1 protein-coding gene is annotated in these 2,448 nt (G+C 50.9%); it reads left to right on the forward strand.

All coding sequences use genetic code 11. The annotated features are described in order from the left end of the window. Positions 1 to 277 precede the first annotated feature (277 nt). Entirely contained in the window at positions 278 to 2,404 is a 2,127-nt protein-coding gene (locus QM529_07715) for a hypothetical protein (GenBank protein ID MDI9314541.1), read from the forward strand. Positions 2,405 to 2,448 lie beyond the last annotated feature (44 nt).

Consider the following 2,448-nt stretch of genomic DNA (forward strand, 5'->3'; position numbering starts at 1 on the left):
CAAATCGGGGCCGCTGGCGTTTTTTGTCGGCGGCGCAATTGGTCTTAATTTTTAATATTCATTTTGTGAACTAACGCCGCAAAGCGATGAGTTTGGGCGATAACGTCTTTGGTTGCCTAATCCTACCGTTCTTTTGCCTGTATTATGATGGCACCGCGTAGTGGCGGTTTCGGAAACAGGTGGGGATATAGGGTTGAGCAGTCTAAGCTGGCCTTGAGGGTGCCACCTGACGGACGGATGAGGCGGTTCCGAAGTGAATAAGATTTTTAAAAATATAATGAGTGTTATGACCGTGCTGGCGATACTTGCGCCGTCGCCGATTGCTTTGGCGCAATCATCTGGCATGGCACCCGATATGGCGGATGCGACGCCTGCCGCAAAACCGAACGAGGTGCATAAGCAAATTGAAGAAACATTATCGTTGGATGAGGCGACCTGTTATATCTCGTCGCTTGGTGGCCATAAAACCGACTATGTTGGTTTTTTTAACAAATGTAAGCCCAAAGAAGGTGTGGGGTTGGGCGTTGGCAAATTGGAAGCAACCCCCGAGGGCACGGTCTTCACCCTGATTTTTTGCATCGGTTATTGCGGCGGTCTTAAACGTGGCGTGCCGATTAAGGTGCCGGAAGAAAGCATCAATAATATTACCGGCGCACCAAGCGAGCAAAACATACAGCCGGGCGTGGTCAACGTGATTAATGAAAAGGAAAGAGCCAAGCAGGCCGCCGCCAAAAAGCAAAAAGCACAACAAGCGGCCGAAGAAAAACGAAAAACAAGAGAGGCCGCCACCGAGCAGGCAAAAGAACGCGCCAAAGAACTTGCCGTGGCGCAAGCCGAAAAAAACGCGGCTGAGAAATCGAAGCAGGCCGAGATAGAAAAGGCCAAAGCCGAAGCCGCTGAAAAGGCCAAGCAGGTTGCCGAAGAACAGGCACAAAAAAATGGCACCGCGCAAGCCAAGAAAAATGCCGCCGATAAGGCGAAGCAGGCCGCCGCGCAACAGGCCAAACAGCAGGCCGCCGAACAAGCAAGCAACGACGCACAGCAACAAGTAAAAGAGACCGCTAAAGAAGCGGACGCCAACGCTGAGCAGGCAAAAGAAAAAGAGGAGTTGGCAAACCAAATTGCCGCGCAAGCGCAAAAAAACGCGGAAGAAAATGCAGAAAATAACAAGCCGGCCGAGCCGATGATGATGATTGACAAAATGCCGGGGATTTGGCCGGCGATGGAGCGTGCCCTTGACGGCAAAATAAGCTTAAAAACCGATGTCGGTTATGCTTACAATTTATCGCAACCTAGCAATTTTAAAAGCCTCGGCCTCAGCAGTTCAAAATTTAGCACGGTTGGTTATGGTGTATCGCTGGGTTATACCCATCGGGTGGGTGTTGGGCTGTCGGCTGATTATTTGTCGTTTAAAAATAAGGTCAACGGCACCGGCCTGGGCGATAATGCCGTTTACCAATATGGTTATAATGCGACGTATAATATTCTTACCCTGACGCCGAATTATCGTTTTAAATTGGATAGCGATGGGCATTTTGCTATTCGCATCGGGTTTGGGGTTGGCGTCGATATTCCAATTATCAGTTGGAATAAATCACGCAATACCTCGGCGCGGGCGGGCGGCTTGCGGGTCGTGGGTAATGCTAGCTATACCATCAACACCAGCAGTAACGTTGGCAACTGCGGTGCTGGCAACGTGACCTACACCGACAGCGTCAACGAGCCAGACGGGGTAAGTCATTGCACGGGAGTCTCCGGGTTGTTTGGTCCTGGCGCTACCGGCAAAGGCTTTACCGATAAATACTTGTCACAATTTTTTGTGCCAGAGAGAGGTGACATCCGGTCGTTTGACCACCGAACCCTGTTGGGTATTGGCGCTGACGATACGCACCCGATTTCTTTCGGCGTGTGGCGTCGGTTATTTTATATCCCACCGGCCCATTGGCCAACTTTTGATACAACTGGCTCAGCCTGGCCGACAGAATCGCGCGCCGAATATGTTGCACGTTGCAGACATGTAAGTTGCGAGGCCCAAGCCGCCACGCCAGCGGGCGGGGAAGCGGCGGCGCGAATAGTCGAGGGGGATATAGGTTTTTTGCTCACCAACCTTGGGCCGGAGGCAACACCGGTGCCAACCAACATCGGCCCACATGCATTGCCAGTTCATAACCCGGGAGAGACAGCCAAAGATATAGGGGTGGTTATTGTGCCGCAGGTAAGTTTTGAATATGATTACGGCATTCTTCACGCCGATATGAATATTCGCTATTTCCATGAATTTAAAAAAACCAAACTTTATGACGACGAGGATGAACAGCTAAACGACGCCCTCAATGTTAATTACACCAGCAAATCGGGGCCGATTGGCATCTTCGTCGGTGGCGGCCTCGGGGTTAATTTTTAAGCAAATGAGTTGATTTAAACCTTATGTCGCACCGCGCGGCCCTG

Origin of the sequence: Hydrotalea sp., from assembly GCA_030054115.1 — a bacterium.
Classification (GTDB): Bacteria; Pseudomonadota; Alphaproteobacteria; order JASGCL01; family JASGCL01; genus JASGCL01.

Bases quoted from the DNA above. Each gene is read 5' to 3' on its own strand.
- QM529_07715 (MDI9314541.1), top strand. From the start codon at position 278: ATGAGTGTTATGACCGTGCTGGCGATACTTGCGCCGTCGCCGATTGCT.